Source organism: Streptomyces sp. NPDC002577, from assembly GCF_053594815.1.
Genome location: NZ_JBSFWK010000031.1, coordinates 1 through 20,343 on the forward strand (window position 1 = coordinate 1; position 20,343 = coordinate 20,343).

General features: G+C 68.1%; 19 protein-coding genes and 2 pseudogenes. 9 read left to right on the forward strand and 12 right to left on the reverse strand.

Annotated elements, in window-relative coordinates:
- The 3 genes from ACWD4J_RS29840 to ACWD4J_RS29850 all read right to left on the reverse strand — a co-directional run.
- A partial coding sequence (locus ACWD4J_RS29840) for an extracellular solute-binding protein (protein WP_451398548.1) occupies positions 1 to 467 on the reverse strand: 467 nt, incomplete at its 3' end.
- A gap of 95 nt (positions 468 to 562) precedes the next feature.
- Positions 563 to 1,324, reverse strand: coding sequence for a DeoR/GlpR family DNA-binding transcription regulator (locus tag ACWD4J_RS29845; RefSeq protein ID WP_451398549.1), 762 nt, complete (start codon positions 1,322 to 1,324; stop codon positions 563 to 565).
- A gap of 483 nt (positions 1,325 to 1,807) precedes the next feature.
- Positions 1,808 to 1,963: a hypothetical protein gene (locus tag ACWD4J_RS29850; protein ID WP_451398550.1), complete on the reverse strand. Its 156-nt coding sequence runs from the start codon at positions 1,961 to 1,963 to the stop codon at positions 1,808 to 1,810.
- Between the two features lie 23 nt (positions 1,964 to 1,986).
- On the opposite strand from ACWD4J_RS29850, the gene ACWD4J_RS29855 reads away from it, so the two are divergent.
- Positions 1,987 to 2,508 carry a SpoIIE family protein phosphatase gene (locus ACWD4J_RS29855; RefSeq protein ID WP_451398551.1) on the forward strand — a complete coding sequence of 174 codons (522 nt, stop codon included), beginning with the start codon at positions 1,987 to 1,989 and terminating at the stop codon, positions 2,506 to 2,508.
- On the opposite strand, the gene ACWD4J_RS29860 is transcribed toward ACWD4J_RS29855, so the two are convergent.
- Together ACWD4J_RS29860 and ACWD4J_RS29865 are read right to left on the reverse strand one after the other, a co-directional pair.
- Complete coding sequence (locus ACWD4J_RS29860) at positions 2,466 to 3,515, reverse strand: NAD(P)-dependent alcohol dehydrogenase (RefSeq protein WP_451398552.1); 1,050 nt, start codon at positions 3,513 to 3,515, stop codon at positions 2,466 to 2,468. The two genes, ACWD4J_RS29855 and ACWD4J_RS29860, sit on opposite strands and share 43 nt — an antisense overlap.
- 17 nt (positions 3,516 to 3,532) lie before the next feature.
- Positions 3,533 to 4,945: an aldehyde dehydrogenase family protein gene (locus tag ACWD4J_RS29865; RefSeq protein WP_451398553.1), complete on the reverse strand. Its 1,413-nt coding sequence runs from the start codon at positions 4,943 to 4,945 to the stop codon at positions 3,533 to 3,535.
- Positions 4,946 to 5,219: 274 nt separating this feature from the next.
- Between ACWD4J_RS29865 and ACWD4J_RS29870 the strand changes: the two genes are divergently transcribed.
- Entirely contained in the window at positions 5,220 to 6,104 is an 885-nt protein-coding gene (locus tag ACWD4J_RS29870; protein WP_451398554.1) for an alpha/beta fold hydrolase, read from the forward strand.
- Here the strand turns inward: ACWD4J_RS29870 and ACWD4J_RS29875 are convergent.
- From ACWD4J_RS29875 to ACWD4J_RS29900, 6 genes are all read right to left on the reverse strand, one after another.
- Complete coding sequence (locus tag ACWD4J_RS29875; RefSeq protein WP_451398555.1) at positions 6,084 to 6,854, reverse strand: IclR family transcriptional regulator; 771 nt, start codon at positions 6,852 to 6,854, stop codon at positions 6,084 to 6,086. The genes ACWD4J_RS29870 and ACWD4J_RS29875 overlap by 21 nt on opposite strands.
- Before the next feature lie 38 nt (positions 6,855 to 6,892).
- Positions 6,893 to 7,639 (reverse strand): enoyl-CoA hydratase/isomerase family protein, encoded by a 747-nt coding sequence (locus tag ACWD4J_RS29880; protein ID WP_451398556.1) that lies wholly within the window; start codon positions 7,637 to 7,639, stop codon positions 6,893 to 6,895.
- Entirely contained in the window at positions 7,636 to 9,231 is a 1,596-nt protein-coding gene (locus ACWD4J_RS29885) for a class I adenylate-forming enzyme family protein (protein WP_451398557.1), read from the reverse strand. Before ACWD4J_RS29885 ends, ACWD4J_RS29880 begins: the two co-directional genes overlap by 4 nt.
- A 63-nt stretch (positions 9,232 to 9,294) precedes the next feature.
- Positions 9,295 to 10,467, reverse strand: a complete 1,173-nt coding sequence (locus ACWD4J_RS29890; RefSeq protein ID WP_451398558.1) for an FAS1-like dehydratase domain-containing protein — start codon at positions 10,465 to 10,467, stop codon at positions 9,295 to 9,297.
- A 39-nt stretch (positions 10,468 to 10,506) separates the two neighbouring features.
- Positions 10,507 to 11,673, reverse strand: a complete 1,167-nt coding sequence (locus ACWD4J_RS29895) for an iron-containing alcohol dehydrogenase family protein (RefSeq protein WP_451398642.1) — start codon at positions 11,671 to 11,673, stop codon at positions 10,507 to 10,509.
- A gap of 12 nt (positions 11,674 to 11,685) precedes the next feature.
- Positions 11,686 to 12,768: a zinc-binding dehydrogenase gene (locus ACWD4J_RS29900; protein ID WP_451398559.1), complete on the reverse strand. Its 1,083-nt coding sequence runs from the start codon at positions 12,766 to 12,768 to the stop codon at positions 11,686 to 11,688.
- A 421-nt stretch (positions 12,769 to 13,189) separates the two neighbouring features.
- Between ACWD4J_RS29900 and ACWD4J_RS29905 the strand changes: the two genes are divergently transcribed.
- The 6 genes and pseudogenes from ACWD4J_RS29905 to ACWD4J_RS29930 all read left to right on the forward strand — a co-directional run bounded on the left by ACWD4J_RS29905 (position 13,190) and on the right by ACWD4J_RS29930 (position 18,384).
- A complete protein-coding gene (locus ACWD4J_RS29905) occupies positions 13,190 to 13,357 on the forward strand; it encodes an NAD(P)-binding domain-containing protein (RefSeq protein ID WP_451398560.1) in 168 nt (55 codons plus the stop codon).
- A 186-nt stretch (positions 13,358 to 13,543) separates the two neighbouring features.
- Positions 13,544 to 14,821, forward strand: coding sequence for an MFS transporter (locus tag ACWD4J_RS29910; RefSeq protein WP_451398561.1), 1,278 nt, complete (start codon positions 13,544 to 13,546; stop codon positions 14,819 to 14,821).
- A 156-nt stretch (positions 14,822 to 14,977) separates the two neighbouring features.
- Positions 14,978 to 15,686 (forward strand): annotated as a pseudogene (locus ACWD4J_RS29915) (2,3-bisphosphoglycerate-dependent phosphoglycerate mutase).
- Between the two features lie 20 nt (positions 15,687 to 15,706).
- Positions 15,707 to 16,453: an alpha/beta fold hydrolase gene (locus ACWD4J_RS29920; protein WP_451398562.1), complete on the forward strand. Its 747-nt coding sequence runs from the start codon at positions 15,707 to 15,709 to the stop codon at positions 16,451 to 16,453.
- Between the two features lie 117 nt (positions 16,454 to 16,570).
- Entirely contained in the window at positions 16,571 to 16,918 is a 348-nt protein-coding gene (locus ACWD4J_RS29925; protein ID WP_451398563.1) for a hypothetical protein, read from the forward strand.
- A 113-nt stretch (positions 16,919 to 17,031) separates the two neighbouring features.
- Positions 17,032 to 18,384: an MmgE/PrpD family protein gene (locus ACWD4J_RS29930; RefSeq protein WP_451398564.1), complete on the forward strand. Its 1,353-nt coding sequence runs from the start codon at positions 17,032 to 17,034 to the stop codon at positions 18,382 to 18,384.
- A gap of 650 nt (positions 18,385 to 19,034) precedes the next feature.
- On the opposite strand, the pseudogene ACWD4J_RS29935 reads toward ACWD4J_RS29930, so the two are convergent.
- Positions 19,035 to 19,277 (reverse strand): annotated as a pseudogene (locus ACWD4J_RS29935) (aldo/keto reductase); the annotation flags it as partial.
- A 102-nt stretch (positions 19,278 to 19,379) separates the two neighbouring features.
- Between ACWD4J_RS29935 and ACWD4J_RS29940 the strand changes: the two are divergent.
- Positions 19,380 to 20,294 carry a helix-turn-helix transcriptional regulator gene (locus tag ACWD4J_RS29940; protein WP_451398565.1) on the forward strand — a complete coding sequence of 305 codons (915 nt, stop codon included), beginning with the start codon at positions 19,380 to 19,382 and terminating at the stop codon, positions 20,292 to 20,294.
- Positions 20,295 to 20,343 lie beyond the last annotated feature (49 nt).

The following is a 20,343-nucleotide window of genomic DNA, read 5'->3' on the forward strand; positions in this document are numbered from 1 at the left end:
AGCATGGAGGACTCGCCGTAGAACGGCAGGGCGTAGAGCTTGCCGTCGGAGCCGGACAGCAGCTTCGTCATCGGCTTGAGCAGGTCGGCCTTGTCGAAGTTTGTGTCCTTGTCGGCGTAGGAGCCGAGTTCGTGCAGCCAGCCGTTCTTGGTCCAGATGGGTACCTCGTAGGCGCCGATGGTGGCGACGTCGTACTGGCCGGCCTGGGTGGCGATGTCCTGGGTGACCTTGTCGCGCAGCTCGTTCTCGGGAAGGACCGTGAAGTTCACCTTGATACCGGTGTCCTTCGTGAACGTGTCCTTCGTCAGCTTCGCGATGTCCTCCATCTGCGGGTTGCCGACCATCAACACGTTGATGCTCTTACCGCCGCCGGAGCTCGATGAGCCGCCCGCTCCGCTGCAGGCGACCAGCAACGAGCCGGCGGTCGCGGCCGTGACGAGGACATGGGTCATTCTTCGTGCGCGCATGACTGACTCCAGGGGGATGTTTCGAGGGCGTGAGGAACCAGGCCCCGGGCTTGCGGGGGTGGAGTGAGGGTGGGGATATGAAGGTGAACCGCTGCTCAGGCCCGGATGACCTCAGGGCCCAGCAGTGAGTAGCGGTGCGCCTCGGAGGCGGGCATACCGGTGTCGGTGACGATCGCCTCGAACTCGGTGACCTCCGCGAAGCGACAGAAGCTCACGGCACCGAACTTCGTATGGACCCCGGAGAACACGCGGCGCCTGGCGACCCGCATGACCTGGGCCTTGACCTCGCTGACGCCGGGGTCGGGGGTGGTGAGTCCGTACTCGCGGGAGATGCCGTTGGCACCGACGTACGCCAGGTCGATGACGAAGCCGGACAGCATACGGGTCGCCCAGTGGTCGACCGTGGCCAGCGTCCCGCCACGCACCCGGCCGCCGAGCAGCAGCACAGTGATGTTCTCGGCCAAGGCCAGGTCACCCGCAGTGGCCAGGGACGAGGTAACCACGGTCAGTGGCCGGTCACGGGGGAGGGCGGCGGCGATGAGCTGCGGTGTGTAGCCCTCGTCGACGAAGACGGTCTCGGCGTCGCCGAGCAGCTCGGCCGCGGCAGCCGCGATCCGGGACTTCTCGGGGACGTGCATGGTGGTGCGGAAGGCGAGCGTGGTCTCGAATCCCGCGCTCTCCACGGGATGGGCACCGCCATGGGTACGGCGCACCAGACCGTGCCCCTCCAGTACATTCAGATCGCGCCTCACGGTCTCCTTGGAGACTCCGAGGTCGGCGGCGAGCTTTCCGACGTCCACGGATCCGGTACGGCGTGCCGTCTCCAGAATCCCGCGTCTTCGCTTCTCGGTGTCCACGGCGACACCTCCGTTCCACGGCTCGACGCAGTGAGCCCGCGCCAGAAGATTTCCGGAAGCCCTGCCCGTTCGGGCGTCCGTGGCTAATTTCTACAAGCAGGCTGCCCCGCTGACCAGGCTCGCCGTGAAGCACTTCATGACCGATTGTGCCCGTTTTCTGGAGCCCCAGCCCCTGGACCAGGCGGTGGAGGACCTCGGCGCGTGGGAGGTTGTTGCCCATGTGTCCACTGGGCATGACCGTTCGCTGCCCGTTTCGTCGGACAGGCGGTGGGGATCTCTGCTGTCACCTGTTGAGTAACTGGGCACTACCGTGCCGGCCGACGACGTGCTGACCGCCGTGGGGTCGCTGTCCGACACGGCATGCAAGAGGAGCGGTGCATCACGCGCCGCGCCTGCCACAGCTCCCGCCAGCGAAGTTGCTGGTCGGATCGGGTGAGCCGGGTCAGTGCGAGGGCCGCACATCGCCTGCCTCCGCTCGACGACCTACACGGTCACATGCGCGAAGACCAAGGGCGCAGCCGCATCGCTCTCATCGATGGGCACCAGAGCCGTCGCCGTCGTGTCGCCCCTCTCGGGGATGTCGCCATACAGCCCGACGAGACGCCCCTTGGCGCCGATCTTCCAGGGCAGTCCTGCCACCTGCCACCTGCCACCTGCCACCTGTGATCGTTACGGCCGACGGCACGGTCGCCCAGCCCGACCTACCGGCCGGGCCTCCACTGGGCCTGGACTTCCTGCCGTCTGAGTCCGCCGAGCTGGAGCTGCCCGACGGCGCGATGCTCGCCCTGTTCACCAACGGCCGCATCGATGACCGCGACCAGGACATCGATGTCGCGCTGACTCGGCTCGCCGAGGCCCTGGCCGCCCCTGCCCGGACGCTGGAGGACGTCCTGTTCCTCGTAGCGCAGCTCGCACGACGATGGGGCACCCGTACACCGCGGACGGCAAGATCATCTGGGTCGAGCAGGGCCTTCCGGACTCGACAGCGGGCTCGAGCGCGGTTCCGCAAGCCGTGTAGTACCGGCCCTTCGACGGCGCCCGCCACACCGATAACACGTGGGCGGGCGCACACGACCAAAGCCTTAGCCGCCGGACGGATGATGACAGCCTTGATCCAACACCCGTCTGAGCTCGATCGTGGTCAGTCGGCCGACATTGTGCTGATGTCGATCACGAACCGGTAGCGGACGTCACCGGTCGCAAGCCGGTCGAAGGCAGCGTCGATCTGGTCGGCCCGGATGATCTCGACCTCGGCGGCTATCTCGTGGTCGGCGCAGAAGTCGAGCATCTCCTGTGTCTCCTGGATGCCGCCGACCAGCGTGCCCGCCAGCGATCGCCGGTTGTACAGCAGGGAGAAGACGTCGACACTGATCGGCTTCTTCGGCACGCCAAGATTGACGAACGTGCCGTCCAGTGAGAGGAGTTCGAGAAAGGCCTCGTAGTCGAGGTTGGCCGGCGCGGTCGAGACGATCAGGTCGAAGGCTCCCGCCAGATCGGTGAAGGTCGCGGGGTCGGTGGTGAGGCGGTAGTCGCGGGCACCGCGCCGCAGGGCATCGTCGCGCTTGTCAGGGGTGAGGTCCAAAACGGTGGGGGGCGCGCCCAGTGCCGCCGCGATGGGCACTCCTACGTGTCCGAGGCCGCCGAAGCCGACGATCGCGACGCGCTTGTCCGAGCCTGCCTTCCAGTGACGCAGCGGCGAGTACGTCGTGATCCCGGCGCAGAGCAGTGGCGCGGCGGTGTGCAGTGGGAGGGAGTCGGGGATCCGGACCACATAGGCCTCGTCGACGACGATCTTCTCGCTGTATCCGCCCAGAGTGGGCTGTCCGTCGCGGCCGGTGTCGTTGTAGGTCCTCACGTGTCCGGCGCGGCAGTACGGCTCCAGGCCGGACCGGCAGTAGTCGCATTCCCGGCAGGAGTCGACCATGCAGCCGACTCCCACCCGGTCGCCGACCGAAAATCTGGTCACCTCGGGCCCCGCGGCCGACACCACGCCGGCAATCTCGTGTCCGGGCACCAGCGGGTACGTCGTCGTCCCGAATTCGCTGCGCGCGCGGCTGACGTCGGTGTGGCAGACGCCGCAGTAAGCGATGTCGATGAGGACGTCTGTCGGGCCGACGTCGCGCCGGTCGATCGTGGTGGCCTTGAACGGCTCGCCGGGTCCGGCCGTGGAGCGTGCGTTGACGGTGATCATGGCTCTTCTCGTCCTCGTCAGCCGATGGCCTTGTACTCGAGGAACTCCTCGATGCCGTATCGCCCGAACTCCCGTCCGATACCGGACAGTTTGAACCCGCCATGCGGAGCGCGCTGGTTGACCGGCGATCCGTTGATGCGGATGCGGCCCGCGCGCAGTCTCCGTGCCAGAGCCTTGGCCCGGTCCGGGTCGCCGGCCCAGATCGCGCCGGCGAGTCCATACTGCGTGTCGTTGGCGATGTCGAAGGCCTCCTCCTCGCTGTCGAAGGGGATGATCACGATGACCGGTCCGAAGATCTCCTCCCGCGCGATCCGCGAGGTGTTGTCGCCGGAGAAGACCGTCGGCCGCACGAAGTAGCCGCGCTCCAAGCCCTCCGGTGCTTCGGGGCCGCCGGTGAGCAGACGGACTCCCTCTTCCAGGCCGGAGCGGATGTAGTCCCGGACGCGCTGCTGCTGGGTGGCGTTGGCCACGGGGCCGAGCGTGGTCGCCGGGTCGTACGGGTCGCCGAGCACGTAGCTCTCGGCCTTGCGCACGGCCAGTTCCTCCGCCTCGGCGAGCCGGGAACGCGGAACCAGCATCCGGGAAAGGCCACCGCAGACCTGCCCGGAGTTGCGGAACGCGTCCTCGATGCCCACGCTCACGGCCTGTTCAAGGTCGGCGTCCTCCAAGATGACGTTGGCCGACTTGCCTCCGAGTTCCAGGGCGACTTTCTTGATGGACGCAGAGGCCAGCTCCATCACCCGGCGTCCGGCGCGCACGGAACCGGTGAGGGAGACCATGTCGACCAGCGGGTGGGTGACCAGGGCCTCGCCGACGTCCGGGCCGGTGCCTGAGACGAGGTTGAAGACTCCGTCGGGCAGGCCGGCCTCGGCGACAATCTCCGCGAAGATGAACGAACTCAGCGGCGCGACCTCCGTGCCCTTGAGCACGACCGTGCACCCGGCGGCGATCGCCGCTCCGGCCTTCATGCAGACCATGCGCATCGGCCCGTTCCATGGGGTGATCGCGCCGACCACACCCGCCGCCTCGCGGGCCACCACGGTGTGCCCCACCTGCTCCTCCCAGGTGATGTCGGGCAGGCTCTCGGCAATGCTCCTGAGGTCCTCGACCGCTGCGGCTCCCTGCGACGCCTGCGCGATCTTCGCGGGCTGACCGATCTCACTGACGATGGCCCGCGTGATCTCCTCGCTACGCGCCTCGGTCAGCCGGGCAAGTTTCTTGAGCATCTCGACCCGCTCGCCGACCGACGTCTGCGACCACGCGGGGAAGGCGTCCGCCGCGGCCCGTGCCGCCAGATCCACGTCCTCGGCCGAGCCGGCCGGGATCGTCGCCACGGCCTCCTCGGTGACCGGACTGGTCACCGAAATAACCCCGTCACCCGAGGAAGCCACCCACTTGCCGTTGATGAAGATCTGATCGCGCTCGATCACCGGACACACTCCTGTCTCTTCGACTTGCGTCAGGACGGCCCGGTCGACCCGGGCACGGGAATCCGCGGGCTGCATGCGATGTGTGACGAGCCGCCGACCATCAGGCTCTGGCGGCGCCGGACGCCAAGGAGGCAGCTCTCGTCCGGCGGTTGGTGACATATCGGGTGTCGTCCCGGACACTCAGTCTTCGTATATGCGAACTAGAGATCGTTATTTCGACTCACTGCAAGCTACGCTGAGCCGCCGACAGTGTCAACGGTTCACAGGAGGACCCGTGAGGGAGACAAGCTGCGCCCGGCACGGCCAGGTCACGTTCGAGGGTGTCCACGGCATCGGCCTTGCCGCCGACTGCTGGGAGCCCGACGATCCGCAGGGCACGGTGTTGCTGCTGCACGGTGGCGGGCAGACACGCCATTCCTGGGCGCGAACGGCACGCCGTCTGGCCGCACGCGGCTGGAGAGCCATCACGTTGGATGCCCGCGGGCATGGCGACAGCACTTGGTCTTCGTCCGGCGCCTATACACTGGACGACATGGTCGGGGATCTCCTTCGGGCTGTGGAGGAACTCGGCGAACCGCCCGTCGTGATCGGTGCGTCAATGGGTGGCCGGACCGCCCTGGTCACCGAGGGCGAGCACCCCGGAACTGTCGCGGGGCTCGTGCTCGTGGACATCGCGCCCCGACTGGACCCTGCCGGCCAGGCCAGGGTTCGCGCCTTCATGCGGGGCGCCCCGCACGGATTCTCCTCGCTTGAGGAGGTCGCGGAGGCGGTCCGCTCCTACAACCCGCGCCGTCGCCTGACGTCGAGCCTGGAGGGTCTGAAGAAGAACGTCCGGCTGCGTAGGGACGGCCGTTGGTACTGGCACTGGGATCCGGAGTTCTTGAGCTTCACGGCCGACCCGGCGAACACCTCTGCAGAGCGGATGATCCGAGCCGCTCGTCACATCACCGCACCCACACTGCTCGTTCGCGGCCGTCATTCGGACATGGTCACCGCTGAGGCCGCCGCCGAACTGCTCGCGCTCATCCCCACCGCGCGCCTGGTCGAGGTCCCCGCGGGTCACATGGTCGCGGGTGACGACAACGACGTCTTCACCCGCGAGGTCCACGAGTTCCTGAACAGCGAGGCCGATCGACGGTCAGATCGGCTCTCGGGCTGAAACGGTCTGCCGCGACCAGGAGTCGACGTGTTTGAGAAGTGCCCTGCGCAGCTTTGCCTCGCGGGGCCTCATCTCGGCGGCCTGGCCGACGAGGATTGCCGCGGCGACGCTGTCACCGGCCTGGTTGCGCACAACAGCCGCGAGCGCGAGCTGAGTCCCATGGTGGAGGACGTTTGTCGCGACGCGACTCTTGTTGATGTCTGCGAATTCGGCGAGGAACTCCGAGACGAGTTCGGCGTTCTCCGACTGCTGCCGTCGCAGGTAGGCCTCCCGGTCGGCATCGGGGCGCGCCACCAGCAGGGCCTTGCCGCCTGCCGTCGTCAGCAGCGTGCGTCGGATGTTGCTGCGTGCCGCGAACCCGGTGAGCGCGTCAGTGCCCGACTCTCCGATGTAGATCAGGTGGTCGCCGGCCTCGACCCCGAGGAAAACGGTCAGCCCGGTCGCCTTGTGCAGCGCGTCGAGGTCCGCCTGCGTCACCTGCCCGGCGCGGATGTGACCGCTGGCCAGGGTGAGGCCGTACACCGCTGGGCCGAGGTAGAAGCGGCGATTGTCCTCGTACAGCCACCCCCTGGCCTGCAGGCCGCGAATGAAGCCGTGCACCGAACTCTTCGGGGCGCCCAGCGCCCGGGCGATCTCGGCGAAGCCGATGCCCGGGTGATAGACGACCTCCTCGAGGATCTGCGTCACCCGGTCGACGGTCCGGTGGTTCTTCGGGCCGCTGTCGTCGGAAGCTGAAGGCGTGTCCGTCACGGTGCCCAATGTAGCCGAGGCCGACCAGGAATTCATAATTACGAACTCGTGAAGCGAGGCGGCCGCTTCTCGACGGAGGCGGCGATCCCCTCGGCGAAGTCCGCCGTACCCAGGAGGGCGGCCTGGGCATTCGCTTCGACGTCGAGGGCCGCCGAAACCTCCGCCACCATCGAGCGCCGCATAGTGGACCGAATCGCAGGCAGCGACAACGGCGCGGAGGCCGCGATCTCCGAGGCGAAGGCGATCGCCGCACTGCGCGGATCGTCCGCCACCCGGTCGCACAGGCCCAACTCGACGGCCTCGGTGCCGCCCACGGACCGGCCGGTGTAGAGCAACTCCAGGGCGCGTTGCTGCCCCACCGCCCTCGGCAGGGTCACGCTCAGGCCGAAGCCGTGGTGGAAGCCGAGGCGTGCAAAGTTGGCGATGAGCCGGGCGTCAGGAGCCGCGACTCGGAAGTCCGCGGCCATGGCCAGCCCGAGCCCGCCGCCGACGGCGGCGCCGTGCACAGCGGCCACCACCGGCTTGCGCCCGGAGAAGACCCGGAGGGCCTGCCGATAGAAACGGCGGATACCGGCCGCTCCTATGCCGCGGAGGTCGACCCCCGCGCAGAAGTGCTTGCCCTGCGCGGCGATCACGACACATGAGACCTCGTCGTCATCGTCGTACGCCAGCAGAGCATCGGCCAGATCGGTCAGCACCTCCTCGTCGACGAAGTTGTGCGGTGGCCTGCGCAGCTCGAGCAGTACGACACGGTCGGCGACCTGCTCGTGGAAGACGTCGCTCATGCCCGATCACCCGCCTGGACGGCGAGGTCCGCTCGTGCCTGCGCCGCCAGTGCCTTCTTGTCGATCTTGCCGGAGTGGTTGGTCGGCAGCGGCTCGTGCTGCAGGTGCCACCGGCTGGGAACGGCGAAGGAGGCCAGCTTGGGGCGCAGTTCCTCACGCAGCTGCTCGACGGTGAGGCCGTCCTCGACGACCACGGCAGCCATCACCTCCTCCCCGAGGTCCGGGTGCGGGACGCCGAACACCGCGGACTCGACCACGCCGGGGATGCCCGCGAGGGCCTCCTCAACGGCGGCCGGGGCGATGTTCTCCCCGCCCCGGATGATCATGTCCGTCGCCCGCCCGGTGATCCAGAGGTAGCCGGCGTCGTCGACGCGCCCGAGGTCGCCGGTGTGCAGCCATCCCTCGGCGTCGATGGGTGACTCGTCCACACCGAAATAGCTGATCATCTGCGTCGGGCTGCGAACCAAGATCTCGCCGTCTTCGTTGTCACTGGAATCCAGGATCTTCAGCTCGACGCACGGCAGCGGCCGACCGCTGGTCCCGGGGCGCTCGCTGGTGTCCCGGCCTGAGGCCGCTGTCGCCTGGCCGCCGTTCTCGGTCAGCCCGTAGCCCGTGGGCACCCGTGGCTCGACGCCCGGGAGCCCGGCGCGCAGCCGGTCGAGGAACTCGGCGTGCACCGGTGCCCCGCCGACAGTGATCGAGCGTAGGGAGGTCAGGTCGCGACGGTGGACATCGGGGTGCTCCAGTACCCGGGAGACCATCGTCGGTACGGCGCTCCAGCGAGTGATCCCCCACTCCTCGACGAGCCGCAGCGCCTCTTCCGGGTCGAACTTGCCGTCCGGCATGACCAGGGTGTCGCCGACCGTGATCGCACGGATGAGCGTCTGGACCCCTCCGATGTGGAACATCGGCCCGGTGTGCAGGCCCGCGTCTCCCGTCGACTCGTCGACCTGCTGCGGGAGCCGCCGGGTGATGTGCAGGAGCATGTGCAGCCCGGCCAGAAGAGAGCGATGCGAAAGCACGACCCCCTTCGGGCGGCCGGATGTTCCGGAGGTGAAGACGATGACCGCCGGTGCGTCCTCGTCCTCCTGCTCGATCTCGGCAGGGAGCGGGTGCAGCGGAGAATGGGCCGACATGTCGCACTCCCAGCGGCCGGACGTCGTGCCGACGGGAAGATTCGCCGCGCCTCGCGAGTCGGCCAGGACGAGCTTGAGGTCCAGCAGTGCGATGCTGTCGGCGAGTTCGGCCCTGCCCCACCAGGCATTGGCGAGCACGGGTACCGCGCCGACCGTCACGCAGGCCCAGAAGTTGATGATCCACTCCGGGCTGTTCCAACCGAGGAGCAGCACCCGGTCACCGCGTCCGAGACCCGTGCAGGAGAGTTCCTCCGCCTTCGCCGCGACCGCGTTGCGCAGCCCCGCGAATGTCACCTCTTTCTCGCCCTGCGCGATGTGCGGCCGATCCCCCCACCGGTCCGCGAAGGCCAGCAGGCTACCGATATTGCGGGGACGGCCCTTGTACGTGCGGAAGGCGGTTCCCCGCACTTCCTCGATGCCGATCTCGTCGCCCCAGACGGCTGTCGTTGTGTTCATGCATTCCTCCATGGGCTGCGGACGCCTTGCGCGGCACCCGCCCGTTGAGTGCTGGACGGTGGGCTACTGCGTGGTGTCGCGGCGCGGCAGGGCGACGACGGCCGTGCCGGGCATGACGTTCTGTTCGCGCTGGTTGTAGGCCCAGGTCTCCAGGCGGACGACGGAGTCACCGTCCTGGCCGACTTCCTTGGCCACGACCCGGCCGCCGAGGCGGACGACGTCCGACAGGTAGACGTGCGCGCGATACTGCCCGTGGATCGCCTTCAGGGTGCCCTCGTCCCCGGCCCAGTGGGTGAGTGAGTGGATCTGCCAGCAAGTGCGCTGGATGCCGACGTCGTAGGCCAGTTGGGCGCCCTGCAGTTTGGCCGCGTAGTCGTTGTAGTGCACCGAGTAGACCGGTTCGAGGGCGTTGGTGTTCGGGTCACGGAACGCCCAGCGCGGGTGCTTGCGGTACCGGCGCAGAGCGACGCCGTGAGCGGACAGCCGCGGGATGGGGGCGGCGCCGGCGGCGATGTAGGCAATCTCGTCGGTCAGGCCGATCGGCCCCTTGGTGATGACGTCCATCTCGTCGCCGACCGCGACGTCCTCCCAGTAGCGCGGCTCGGCGCCCTGCGGCTTCTCGGCGAGAATGTCCTCCTCGATCTGCTCCAGTTCCTCGCCGGTCCAAGGGTGGGGGAGCTCGATCTCTCGGGACTTGCGCCGTGCCTGGGCCTCGTTGCGTTCGAACCTCACCCGCGAGCAGATGAAGCGCGCCACCAGCTCGTCGTTCTGGTTCCAGTACTCCTGGCGCAGGTAGTCCTTGATGCGCCGCCCGGCGAAGTTGCTGGCATCCGGGCCGTCGAAGCCGTCGAAGTACACACGGGCGGTGATCTTGTCGCCGACGCGGATCGGGCGGTGGAAACTCACATCCGTCTCGGCGTGGAAACCGCCGAGGCCCCGCCATCCGACCTGCACCGACCCCAGGCAGGCGAAGATGAAGCTCGGCGGGGCGATGATCTCGCCGAACGGTCCCTTGGCCGCGTACTCGTCGTCGGTCCACAAGGGGTTGTCGTCGCCGATGCCCTCCGCGAAGCGGAGGATGGCCAGTCGGGTCGCGTATTCGTTGTTGACGCAGGCGTCGGTGCGCAGCTCGGTGCCGATGAGGGCACGCATCCCGTCGAGCATCTCGTCGGTGAACTTGCCGGTTGCCAGTTCCTTGGTGATTCCGGCGTTCTTCTCGGTTTCCGTTGTGGTCATCACAGTTCCTATGAGTCGTGCTCTGTGGTGGTCGGTCGCCTACCAGGCGTTGGTCAGCAACGCGAGGACGTCGACCCGGTCCGGCACCCGCGGCCCGCTGGTGATGGCCCAGTCGTCCAGGGCGTGATCAGCCGCCTCGACCAGATCCTTCTCGGAGATGCCGACGTCCCGCAGCCGGGCCGGGACCTCGAACACCTCCAGCAGCCGTTCGATCTTTCCGATCACGGCCTCCGCACACCTGTCGGAGAGACCGAGGACGTCGGCCAGCATGGCGAGGCGGTGGCCCACCACGCCTGAGTTGAAGCGCATGGCGTGGGGCAGCAGCAGCGCTTCCACGACGCCGTTGGCGGCAGAGGAGCGGGGTCCCACGGCGTGCGACAGGGCCTGAGCGAGACCGCCGCCGGTGTGGTCGCTTCCCTGACCGCTCATCAGCGCCGCCAGCATCAGATACAGCCGGGGCCGGGAGCCTGCCGGGTCCGTACGCAGATGCGGGAGCCACGCGACCACCGTGCGGAGCGCGTGCGCCAGCTGCGCGTCGGCCAGGGGGTCGATGTGACGCGACTGCAGGCCTTCCACGGCCATCGCGAAGACATTGAGCGCGGCCGACCAGGCCAGCCGCGGGGGCGCGGTGAGCGCCATCGCCGGATCGAGCAGAACGCCCTGCGCCCGGGTCTTCGGGTCGTAGAGGGCCAGTCGCTCGCCCGTCTCCGGGTCGCGCACCGCGCTGCCGGCCTTCGCGTAGGCGGTCGTCGGCGTGCTCGGTACGACCCACTGCGGCAGTTTCGGGGCCGTGAGCCTCGGACTCACGAGCCTCCCGTCCGTCTCATGCCGGGTGCACAGCTGCCGGACGTCACGCTTTTCGGCGAGCAGGATCGAGGCGGCGCGTGCGGTGACCACCGCCGAACCGCTGCCGACGGCGATCACGGCCTCGGCGTCGTGCTCAGCGAGGAACTCCCGTGCCTGCTCCACGACGGGGAGCGGACTGTGCTCGGCAACGCTGTCGAACTGCCCCACCAGGTGCTCCCCCAGCGCCTCGTGCACACGGCTCAGGGCGTCGGCGTGCTTGACGATCGAGGGTCCGCACACGATGACCGCCCGGCGAGCGCCCACTCGGGCGAGTTCGCGTGGCAGGGCGGCGAGAGCGTCCTCACCGCAGAAGGTGCGGAAGGCCGGGCTCACGTGTCGCAGCCTCAGGTCGAAGTCCATGCTCACTTGGGCTCATCCCTCGAGTTCGACGACGGCACGGCCGCGGACCCGGCCCCCGTGAAGCGCCTCGACTGCGGTGTTCAGCTCGTCCAGCGCGAACCGGTCGGTGACGAGTGCGCTCGGGTCGAACCGCCCGTCGCGTGTCCATTCGACGAAGGTCTCGAAGTCGTGATCCGGGGCGCAGCTCCCGCCGACGCAGCCGAGCAGGCTCTTTTCTCCGTTCAGTAGGTCCATGCTGTCCAGTTGGAAGGGGACGCGTGGGATGCCGACGAGCACGTTGGCGCCGCCGCGGATGCCGGCGCCGCGGATGCCGGGGCGCACGGATGCGAGGCTCACCGGGATGTTCGCGCCGATGCCAGTGCAGTCGAAGGCGTAGTCGACGCCCCGGGTCCCGTCGTCGTGCCCGGTCAGCGCACGGATGGCCGCCACCGGGTCGGTCTTCTTGGCATTGACCACATCGGTCGCCCCGAACTGCCGCGCGAGCTTCAGCTTGTCGTCGTCGACGTCCACGGCCACGACGGGAGAGGCCCCGAGGATGGCGGCGGCTGCGATGGCGCACAGTCCGACGCCTCCGGCGCCCCAGACCGCGACGCTCTGCCCGGGGCGGACCTCGGCGCTGTTCATCACCGCACCGGCACCGGTCATGAGCGCACACCCGATGACCGAGCCCAGGTCCAGGGGGGTGCCTTCCAGCGCCTTGACCACATACTGCTCGTCGACGACGGCGTGGGTGCCCCAGGTGAAGGTGTTGTGGGTCCTGGCCAGGTCCCCGTCCGGGAAGGCGACCTGCGAGGGCACCGGAGGGCGGCCGTCGAGCGGTGTTCGCGGGATCCAGGTGATGAGTACCTCGTCTCCGGGCGCCACGTAGCGGACCTGGTCGCCCACCGCGACCACCGTGCCGATGGACTCGTGTCCGAGCAGCATCGACTCGGTGCGCGAGGGGGCGTAGATCCGGTCCAGCTGGCTGTGGCACACCCCGAACGCCTTCTGCCGTACGACGACCTCGTACGGTCCTGTGCCGTCCAGCACCACGTCCCGGACTTCCAGTTTCGCCTGCCCGGCCTGGAGGACCGCGATGCGTGCGTCAACTGTCATGACTGTCCAGCTCCTTTCCTTCTGCGGCCGCTCAGATGACGTCGGCATCGGGCAGCTTGGCGATCTCATCGGGCGACATGCCCCGCTAACGCCGCGGTCCGCGCCTGACCAAGGTGCCGTCCGCTCACTCCGCGCCGCCGAGAGGACCGTGGTAACGAGGGGCGCGGGTTCGTATTTACGAATCTTAGTACGTATTTACAGTCGCGAGGCTAGGAACGGCCGTCGATGATGTCAATGGGGCGACCCGTGTTACATCCACAAAAAAAGCCCTGTGCGCGAGCGTTGACACGCACGGCGTGACATCCCTACCGTCGATCGCACATACGGTCTCGAGTTCTTATATGCGAACTCCTACTAGAAGCACGGCCGTGTCACCAGTCGGCCAGCCGAGTTCTCGTCCGTCGACGAAAAGGACAGGTTTATGAAGGTCGGCCTTATCGGTCTCGGAGCTATGAGTACCGGGATGGCGCTCAATCTGCGCAAAGCGGGCTACGACCTCGTCGTCCATGACCTCCGCGGACGACCCGCCGCCGGCGAGGCCTTCCGGATCGCAGAAGAGGTGCTCCGAACTCGCGGGCTCCTCGACTGACGCTCATCAGAGCATGCGCGGCGCAACGCCGCACCCTGTCGACGGACCGGTTTCCCCGGCTGTCGGCCCTTCTGACATCGCGACGAAGCCTCGTCGACAACAGGAGATGCAATGACGCACTCACAGGAAAAGACGATTCCGCAAGTCGGAGCACCTTCGCCGAGCGAAGCAGCGACTCATCCAGGGATGAAGCGAGTCGCCACCGCCAGCTTCATCGGCACCGTGATCGAGTTCTACGACTTCGGCATCTACGGTACGGCGGCAGCCTTGGTCTTCCCCGAGGTGTTCTTCCCGGCCCTGGGCCAGGCCGCAGGCACCATCGCCTCATTCGCAGCCCTCGGTGTCGCCTTCGTGGCCCGGCCGTTCGGCAGCATCCTGTTCGGGCACTTCGGTGACCGCCTGGGACGCAAGAAGTCACTGATCGCAACCATGCTGCTCATGGGTCTGGCCACCATCCTCGTAGGCTGCATGCCCACCGCCAACCAGATCGGCGTGGTCGCACCCATCCTGATCGTGGTGCTGCGGGTCCTGCAGGGGCTGGCCGCAGGCGGTGAGTTCGCCGGCGCCGTCCTCTTCTCCTCCGAGCACGCCCCCAAGGGTAAACGCGGCTTCTGGTCGATGTTCCCCAACTTCGGCGGCGGCGCTGCCATCACGCTCGCCAACCTCACGTTCTTCCTGACCACGTTGCTCATGAGCGACGAGACGTTCCTCAGCTGGGGTTGGCGCGTCCCCTTCCTCGCCAGCTTCCTGCTCGTCATCTTCGGCCTGTGGGTCCGGCTGCGGATGGACGAAACCCCGGTGTTCAAGAAGCAGATCGCACAGTCGGGCACCTCCCGGATGCCGTTCATCGAGGCGTTCAAGCACCAGCCGCTCCAGGTGCTGCTCGCCGCGGGCACGGTGATGATCGGTTTCGCTCTGACCTACATCGGCGGAACCTACCTGGTCAGCTACGGTACGACGGTGCTCGAACTGCCCCGCACCTTCGTGCTGGGCATGGCGATGGTGGGCGGCCTGACGATCTCTGCCGGGGTGGTGCTCGGCGCGGCCCTCTCCGACCGCATCGGACGGCGCTGGGTCATCGTCGGCGCGGCCTCCGTAGCCGTCGTATGGGCACTGGCCCTCTTCCCCATCCTCGACCTCGGCTCCCGCGCGGTCTTCGCGATCGGGCTCCCCGTGACCATGTTCATCTCCGGTGTCGCCACCGGGCCGCAGGGCGCGTTCCTCTCCGAGCTCTTCCACACCCGCTACCGCTACACCGCAGCCGGTCTCAGTTACAGCCTGGCCGGCATGCTCGGCGGCGGTGTTCCGCCCCTGGTGGCCGCCTCCATCATCGCTTCCTTCGGCGGCTTCACCTTCGGGTGCGTCCTGGCCGGCGTCTGCCTCATCAGCCTGATCTGCGTGCTCACCGTCGGCGAGACGCGACAGCTCGACCTCGAACGAGTCACGGTGGAAGCCACGGCCTGATCCGACCTCGAAGCGGGTGCCGGCGGAGTCAGTGCGGGACGCGAGACGCCCAGTGTCACCTACGTCCGTGATCCGGACGTAGGTGGCGCGGGCCTGATCGTACGGCACCGCCCCGAACCGACGACACGGGCAGCGTGACCGTACGAAAGGTTCCACATGATGCGTGCATCACGGAGATTGGTGCTCCTGCGGCACGGAGAGAGCGTCTGGAACGCACAGAACCTCTTCGCGGGCTGGGTCGACGTCCCGTTGTCCGCCCGGGGACGGGACCAGGCCCGCCGGTGCGGCGAGCTGATGGCACGGGCCGGGCTACTGCCGGACGTCGTGCACACCTCCCTGTTGCGTCGCGCCATCACGACCGCGGACCTCGCACTCGATGCCGCCGACCGGCACTGGATCGACGTCCACCGCAGTTGGCGCCTCAATGAGCGCCACTACGGGTCTCTACAGGGCAGGAACAGAAAACAGGTCGGGGACGAGTTCGGTGAGGAGCAGCTCCTGCGGTGGCGCAGGTCGTACGAAGTGCCGCCACCCCACGCCGAGCAGGGCAACCCCCTCGACCAGAACACCAACATCCGCTATCGAGAACTGGGCGTGCGGGTTCCTTCTGCCGAGTCCCTCAAGGACGTCGTTGCCCGGCTGCTCTTACTGGGAATCGGCCATCGTCCCCGACCTGCGTGCGGACAGAACCGTGCTCGTCGTGGCGCACGGAAACGCCCTGCGGGCCCTCGTCAAAATCATCGATGGCATCACCGGAGACGCCATTGCCGGGCTGAACATCCCGACCGGTGTCCCTCTGCGTTACGACCTCACCGACGCGCTCCGTCCGCTCGTCCCCGGCGGCGCCCACCTTTCGTCTCACTAGAAACCAGGAGGTGACCTGCGATGTCGGCAGCCCCGATCTCGACACGTCCACCCTTTGTGCTGCTCCACGGTGGCCGACACGGTGGCTGGTGCTGGAAGCGCGTGGCCTCTGCCCTACGGCAGGCCGGTCACGTGGTGTACACGCCCACACTGACGGGCCTCGGCGAGCGAGCGCACCTGCTGAGTCCGGAGATCGGCCTGGACACTCACGTTCAGGACCTCGTCGCGACATTCGAGTTCGAGGACATCCGGGACGCCGTCCTCGTAGCCCACAGCTACGGTGGCGTGGTCGCCTCCGGCGCGATGGAACGGATCGCCGACCGGGTGCACAGGATCGTCTTCCTCGACGCGCACCTCCCCCGGACCGGGGAGTCCGTCTTCGACATGATCGGCCCGGCACGCGCCGCGCGACACGTTGCCAGGGCGGAGAGCGGCGGCTCCCGCTGGTACATCCCGCCCTCCGACGCCTCCTGGTATGGCGTCACCGATCCGGACGACGCCGCATGGGTCAACAGCCGCATCACGGCACAGCCGTTGAAGACCTATCAGGACGCGGTGGGCAACACCGAACGCGCGTGGAGCCATCCCGGCATGTTCATCGAATGCGTGCCGTCCTCTCTGGAACCGCACGTCCTGGACAGGGCGCGAAAGCGACATGCCGATGATCCCGGGTTCCCGTACCGCGTCCTCCACGCGACGCACGACGCGATGGTCACGGCGCCCGAAGCAGTGACCGAGCTGCTCCTCGAAGCGGTGGACATCGTCTGACGGCCGTGGCTTGGCCGAGGCGGCTGGATCGTCGGCGAGGGCATGTCGAGCCGCCTCGGCTGAGCGCACACGTTCGGTGCCTGTGGAGCTACGCGCAACGACAGAAAAGAGACTCGGATGACGTTCAGACATGCTGTTGGGCAGGCGATCGGCCGAGGTGCCAACCGCCGCGGCCGTCGCCGCCCCCTCACTGCCGTCGGCCTGACCGGGGCTGCGCTGGTCGCCGCCTGCCTCACGGGCGCCGACGCCGAGGGCTCGGAACCGGGCCACGCCGACCTGTCCGGAAACGCGGGGAAGACGATCACCGCCCAGTCTCCGCAGCTGCTCACCACCAACCTCGTCATCAAGCCCGGAACCCGCGACGGCTACCTGGTGGTCGGCGGCGACAACGGCGGCTTCGTCTACACGTTCCGCGCACTCGGCCTCGGCGTCGGTCAGTCCAATGGCGGGGGTGCCGGCGCGTAAGCCGTCCGCCGGATCACAGGTGCGCATGCCGAGTTCCCGGTCGGGGGCGGCGCCGAAATCGCACCTCTGACAGGTGGTCGACCGATGGCGAACCAGGAGGACGTACCTCAATCATGACTCAGTCGTTGACTCTCACCCTCGCCCAGTACGCGGCTTCCACCTCACTGGAAAGGATTCCCGAGGAGGTACGCGAACGCGCAAAGCAGGTGATCTTGGACGAGATGGCCAGTGCCCACTTCGGTAGGGAGCAGCCGGCCGGCACGCTCGCAGCGCATTACGTCGCCGGGATGGCAGGCCCTCCGGAGTCCCGGGTGCTGGGTACCTCTCTGCGGGTTTCGGCGCCCCTCGCCGCTCTCGCGAACGGAACGGCAGGACACGCGGACGAGATCGACGGCGCGCATGCCGTCGGCGGCCACCCCGGCGCGACGCTCGTCCACGCCGCGGTCGCCATGGCGGAGCGGCAGAGCGCTACCGGCGGGGAACTCCTCAACGCCGTGGTTCTCGGCTACGACGTCGGTGTCCGGCTCATCGAGGCCTGCGGGGGTCTCTTCGGCGTCAAGGAACGCCATCACCTGAACTCGGACTTTCTGCACGCCATCGCCGCTTCGGTGGCGTGCAGTCGGCTCATCGGGCTTGCCCCCGAGCGGTACTGCCATGCCATGGCACTCGCCACATTCCAGGCGAACGGGCTGTGCGCCTTGTTCCAGGAGCGGCGGCACATCAGCAAGGCGTTCTGCAACGGCCAATACGCAATGGCGGGTGTCAGCGCCGCACTGATGACCGCGACCGGATTCGAGGGATGCGACGACATTCTGGGTGAGCCGCACGGCCTGTTCGACGCCTGGGGAGAGGACACCGCCTCAGAGATGGTGACGCGCGGCCTGGGCGAAGACTTTGCCGTGATGGGAGCGAACTTCAAGTTCTTGCGGGCCGGCTATCCGATCCACGCTCCCGTCGAGGCAGCCATGTCACTCGTGGCACGCCACGGCATCGACACCCAGACGATCTCCGCGGTGGAGGTGGGAATGCCCGCCCGCGCGCTACGGGTCGTGGACGGCCGACGAATGCACAACATCTGTGTGCAGGACATGCTTGCCGTGGCCCTCCTGCGCGGAGGGCTCCGGCTGGACGAGACGTACTTCCCCGCCGTGCTCGACGACCCCGCCTTCGCCCTTTTGCGAGCCCGGATCACCGTGGTCGTGAATCCGATTCTGGAGGCCCAGGCCCCCGACGGCCGTGGAGCCGTCGTCACCATCAGGACCGAGGACGGCAGGACCGTCGCCGAACGCCTCGACCACCCGCGCGGACACAGCGCCCGGGGCGGGGTCACCTGGGACGACCTGGCCACCAAGTGGCGCGAAGCCCAACCGGACGAGGACGTGGGCTCCTGGATCTCCGGTGCCCGCAAACTCGAGGACCTGGAGAACGTGGGACAGCTCGTCGGCCTGCTCAGCAAGCAGCCGTAATCGCTGTACGCGACCGGTACGACCGTGGGTCTCGGAGCGGGTGACCCGAGGCCCACGGCTCCGTCGACGCAGGCGGGAGCACTGGCCTCACACGTCCCGTCGGAAACAGCGAGCGGGAGACCGTTCAAGATCCATCTTCCTCGCTTCTGTCTCCTTGCGGGGGCCGAGCTATACCGGGGAACGGTGTTCGGGGGTGTGGTACGGCCCCCGCTTTCTCGGCAGATACTGACCTCGACAGGGCAGGTGAGTGGCGCGCCCGGCGGCTGAAAGACGTTCCACCACCCGGATGTCGGCTGCCAATTCCTGCCGTGGGAGGCTCCCCCGGCCGCCGCCATGTCGCTCTCGACGCCGAGCCCTGCACACAGGACAGGGCGATGGTCTCCTCGACATGACGGCGGGCGGTCAGTGGGCGAATCCGCCGAAAAGAATGCGGACGTGCCGTCAGCGGGTGCCGAACGTGTCCAGCCGGATGTTCTCCGGGTCAGGACCGCTCCGCAGACCGGTGTCGAGGGCGTCGATGGCGGCCACCTCGTCGGGCGTGAGCGTGAAGTCGAAGACGTCGAAGTCCTCCGCGATGCGGTGTACTCCAGCGGCGCCAGCTGGTGCAACAAGTACAGGTCGAGGTACTCCAGCCCCAACTTGTCCAGGCTCGTGTCGAAGGCACGCAGCGCGGAGTCGTAGCCGTAGCCGGTCAGCCACAGCTTGGCCGTCACGAAGACCTCGTCGCGGTCCACGCCTGAACGCTTGATGCCCTCGCCGACCTGTTTGAGTCGCGTGATCGCGCTCATAGCGCTCGGCCACCCGGCGTACATGGCCATGGCGGAGGCTCCGTACATCCAAGGGATCTCGGGGGTGGAAATCCCGACACCGGCCACGCTTCCTCGCAGGCGCATCACGTGCCAGACCGCGCTGTGCCAGGGAACCGCGTTCCGGGGTATGACAGGGCCCCCCAAGTGCCTACCGGCCGGTCACCATGCGCCCGCACACTCGAAGGCATGACACGTGAGCAGCCCACCAGCGGGGGCACCGAGCTGGGCCGCTTCCTGCGTGCTCGCCGGGCCCGGATCACCCCCGCCGAGGCCGGTCTCACAATCGGCTCCGGGCTGCGCCGCACGCCCGGGCTGCGCCGTGAGGAACTGGCCACCCTTGCCGGGATCAGCATCGACTACTACACCCGCCTGGAACGCGGCAAGGAGACCCGCCCCAGCCCATCGGTCGTCGACTCCCTGGCCCGCGCCCTGCACCTGGAGGAGGACGAGCACGAGCATCTGCGCAGCCTGGCCGTCCTCGCCGCCCGCACCGCACCGGAACCCCCGACGGCACCCAGCAGGACCGTAAGGCCGGGCGTGAAGCTGCTGTTGGAGAGCCTGCGGCCGAATCCCGCCCACGTGGTCAGCCGCACCAACGACCTGCTCGCGGCCAACCCCAGCGGGCTCAGACTCCTCGCCGGCATCGAAGAGTGGCCGGCCAGGCAGCGCAACATCGCCCGCTACGTCTTCCTCCACCCCGCCGCCCGCAACGTGTTCCACGACTGGAACAACCAGATCCGTGGCTGCGTCGCCCGCCTGCGCGCTCTGGCCGGCACCGACCCGGACGCTCCCGACCTGACCCGGCTTGCCGGAGAACTCCTGTTGAAGAGCCCGGAGTTCGCCCGCCTGTGGGAGCGCTACGACATCAAGGGCCTCTCCCACGGCCGCAAGACCTTCCACCACCCCGAGGTCGGCGACCTCACCCTCGGCTACCAGACCTTGGAACTGGAGGGCACGCCGGGCCACCGGCTCATCACGTACTACGCCGAGCCAGGCACGCCCGACTACGACGCCCTCGTCCTTCTCGACATGCTCGGCTCGCAGCCGACGCCCCACGAACCGACGTCTTCCGAGGACGAACCCACGTCGTCCTCCAACTGAGCCCGCGCAGCGCTCCCCGCGGAAACGGGGAGGTGCCCGGCAGGCAGTG

What these genes read in the sequence shown, in the direction of transcription:
- ACWD4J_RS29920 (WP_451398562.1), top strand. Translation starts at nt 15,707, where the DNA reads ATGTCGGCAGCCCCGATCTCGACACGTCCACCCTTTGTGCTGCTCCAC.
- ACWD4J_RS29900 (WP_451398559.1), bottom strand. Translation starts at nt 12,768, where the DNA reads ATGACAGTTGACGCACGCATCGCGGTCCTCCAGGCCGGGCAGGCGAAA.
- ACWD4J_RS29880 (WP_451398556.1), bottom strand. Translation starts at nt 7,639, where the DNA reads ATGAGCGACGTCTTCCACGAGCAGGTCGCCGACCGTGTCGTACTGCTC.
- ACWD4J_RS29910 (WP_451398561.1), top strand. Translation starts at nt 13,544, where the DNA reads ATGAAGCGAGTCGCCACCGCCAGCTTCATCGGCACCGTGATCGAGTTC.
- ACWD4J_RS29905 (WP_451398560.1), top strand. Translation starts at nt 13,190, where the DNA reads ATGAAGGTCGGCCTTATCGGTCTCGGAGCTATGAGTACCGGGATGGCG.
- ACWD4J_RS29860 (WP_451398552.1), bottom strand. Translation starts at nt 3,515, where the DNA reads ATGATCACCGTCAACGCACGCTCCACGGCCGGACCCGGCGAGCCGTTC.
- ACWD4J_RS29895 (WP_451398642.1), bottom strand. Translation starts at nt 11,673, where the DNA reads ATGGACTTCGACCTGAGGCTGCGACACGTGAGCCCGGCCTTCCGCACC.
- ACWD4J_RS29885 (WP_451398557.1), bottom strand. Translation starts at nt 9,231, where the DNA reads ATGAACACAACGACAGCCGTCTGGGGCGACGAGATCGGCATCGAGGAA.
- ACWD4J_RS29940 (WP_451398565.1), top strand. Translation starts at nt 19,380, where the DNA reads ATGACACGTGAGCAGCCCACCAGCGGGGGCACCGAGCTGGGCCGCTTC.
- ACWD4J_RS29925 (WP_451398563.1), top strand. Translation starts at nt 16,571, where the DNA reads ATGACGTTCAGACATGCTGTTGGGCAGGCGATCGGCCGAGGTGCCAAC.
- ACWD4J_RS29930 (WP_451398564.1), top strand. Translation starts at nt 17,032, where the DNA reads ATGACTCAGTCGTTGACTCTCACCCTCGCCCAGTACGCGGCTTCCACC.
- ACWD4J_RS29890 (WP_451398558.1), bottom strand. Translation starts at nt 10,467, where the DNA reads ATGACCACAACGGAAACCGAGAAGAACGCCGGAATCACCAAGGAACTG.